General features: G+C 72.6%; 2 protein-coding genes. Both read left to right on the forward strand.

Features of this window, described 5'->3' with window-relative positions; translation table 11 throughout:
• The coding region (locus AB0E96_RS40320; RefSeq protein WP_359831716.1) for a hypothetical protein at positions 1–708 on the forward strand (708 nt) is incomplete at its 5' end.
• A 265-nt stretch (positions 709–973) separates the two neighbouring features.
• Positions 974–2,500, forward strand: a complete 1,527-nt coding sequence (locus tag AB0E96_RS40325) for a CoA-acylating methylmalonate-semialdehyde dehydrogenase (protein ID WP_359831718.1) — start codon at positions 974–976, stop codon at positions 2,498–2,500.
• The last annotated feature ends 186 nt before the right edge of the window (positions 2,501–2,686 follow it).

Here is a 2,686-nt window from a genome sequence, read left to right on the forward strand (position 1 = left end):
GCGGTGGCCGCGCCCGTCTGCGACCGGTACGGCCTCGCGCTGGCCGGTGGGCACACGCTGCGCGCCCACGGGGTCGCGGCCTGCCCGCAGGACGGGCTGACCCTGGCGACCGGCCGCGCCGACCTGCCGGAGGTGGCCGCCGCCCTGGGCGAGGCGTACCGGGTGGCGGGCGGCGGGGCCGTCGAGCGGCCGGGCACACCGAGGCTGGAGCAGCTCACCGTCCGGCTGGCGCTGGGCGGGCGGTCGCACTCGGTGGAACTGCGCAAGGAGCCGCTGGGCCACCGTCCGGTCCGGCTCGACCTCGGTGCGCCCGGACCGGACGAGCCGCCGGTGGTGCTGCCCGTCGTCGCACTGGAGGACGCGGCCGCGCTGACCACCGCGCTGCTGGTCGACCGGGGCATGCCGCGCGACCTGATCGACGTGCGCGCCCTCACCCGGAACTACCGGGAGGGCGAACTGCTCGCACTGGCGGGCGAGCTGGATCCGGACTTCCAGCCCACGGCGCTGGCCGAGCGGCTGGAGACGCTCGCCGAGGCTGCGGACGGGCGGTTCCGGGCCCGGGGCGTCCCCGCCGGGGAGGTGGCCGAGCTGAAGCGCTGGGCGCTGGCCTGGGCCCAGGACCTGCGGCTGGACCTGCTGGAGACCCAGGAGGCCGCGGACGGGCTGCACGATCCGTACCTGGACGAGCTGGAGGACGGGGAGTCCTGACGGCCGGCCCGCCGGTCCACGCGACGGGTCGTGGTGGTCACGCGGTGCGCCCACACTGCGGTGCGCTCGTTCGGCCGGGTGACCGGACGACCTGTAAGGCTGAATCCACGATCCCCGTCAGCCTGTTCGTTGAGCCGGGCCGGAGCGGCCACCAGACTGGGAGACGACGCGGTAGCCCCGTGATTTCACGGCGCCCGGCCCGGCTGCGGGCGGCGCCAGACCGGACCGGTGGCAGGACGCCGCCCGGGACTTCGGAGGCAGACGGATCTTGAGCAAGCACATCATTCACTGGATCGGCGGCAAGCCGGTCGCCACCGCCGGTGCGGCCCCCCGTCGCGGAGACATCTTCGACCCGGCCACCGGCCAGGTCGCCGGCCAGGTCGACTTCGCCGAGATCGCCGAGGTCGACCAGGCGGTGGCCGCCGCCGCGGCGGCCTTCACCGAGTGGCGCACCGCCTCGATCGCGAAGCGGACGACGGTGCTCTTCGCCTTCCGCGAGCTGCTGAACGCCCGCCGCGACGAGCTGGCCTCGATCATCGTGGCGGAGCACGGCAAGGTGCACTCCGACGCGCTGGGCGAGATCGCCCGCGGCCTGGAGGTCGTGGAGTACGCCTGCGGCATCCCGCAGCTGATCAAGGGCGGCTTCACCGAGCAGGCCTCGACCGGCGTCGACGTCTACTCGATCCGCCAGCCGCTCGGCCCGGTCGCGATCATCTCGCCGTTCAACTTCCCGGCCATGGTGCCGATGTGGTTCTTCCCGATCGCCATCGCGGCCGGTAACACCGTCGTGGTGAAGCCCTCGGAGAAGGACCCGTCCGCCGCCAACTTCCTCGCCGAGCTGTGGAAGGAGGCCGGCCTGCCGGACGGCGTCTTCAACGTCGTGCACGGCGACAAGGTGGCCGTCGACCGCCTGCTGGAGCACCCGGACGTCAAGTCCGTCAGCTTCGTCGGATCCACCCCGATCGCCCGCTACGTCTACGAGACCGGCACCCGCTACGGCAAGCGCGTGCAGGCCCTGGGCGGCGCCAAGAACCACATGCTGGTCCTGCCGGACGCCGACCTCGACCTCGCCGCCGACGCCGCCGTCAACGCCGGCTTCGGCGCGGCCGGCGAGCGCTGCATGGCGGTGTCCGTCCTGGTCGCGGTCGACCCGATCGGCGACGAGCTGGTCGAGAAGATCAAGCAGCGGGTGGCCACCCTGAAGGTCGGCCCGGGCTGCAACGGCGACTCCGAGATGGGGCCGCTGGTCACCGGCCAGCACCGCGACAAGGTCACCTCCTACGTGGAGTCCGGGATCGCCGACGGCGCCGAGCTCGCCGTGGACGGCCGCAAGCACCCCGTCACCGCCGAGGACCGGAACGGCTCCCCGACGGCCGACGGCTTCTGGCTCGGCCCGACGCTGTTCGACCACGTGAAGCCCGGCATGTCCGTCTACAACGACGAGATCTTCGGCCCGGTGCTCTCCGTCGTGCGCGTCGACTCGTACGAGGAGGGTCTGGCGCTGATCAACGCCAACCCGTACGGCAACGGCACCGCGCTCTTCACCAACGACGGAGGCGCGGCCCGGCGCTTCCAGTTCGAGGTGGAGGTCGGCATGGTCGGCATCAACGTGCCGATCCCGGTCCCGGTCGCCTACTACTCCTTCGGAGGCTGGAAGGCCTCGCTCTTCGGCGACGCCCACGCGTACGGCCAGGACGGCGTGCAGTTCTTCACCCGGGGCAAGGCCGTGACCCAGCGCTGGCTGGACCCGTCGCACGGCGGCATCAACCTGGGCTTCCCCACCAACAGCTGAGCCGCGCGGCTCCACCGGCCGGACCCCTCTCCCCGGGGTCCGGCCGGCCGTCCTTGCACGACGTTTGCATCCGGTCGCCGAAGCGCGTACAGTTCTTCGAGCTGCCTGGCAGGGAGCACCGGACACGCATCTGCGCGGACGGTCCCGGGGCGGCCAATCCCTTGAAACACCACTTCCGGTTCGTGC

The organism is Kitasatospora sp. NPDC036755, assembly GCF_040636595.1.
Lineage (GTDB): Bacteria > Actinomycetota > Actinomycetes > Streptomycetales > Streptomycetaceae > Kitasatospora.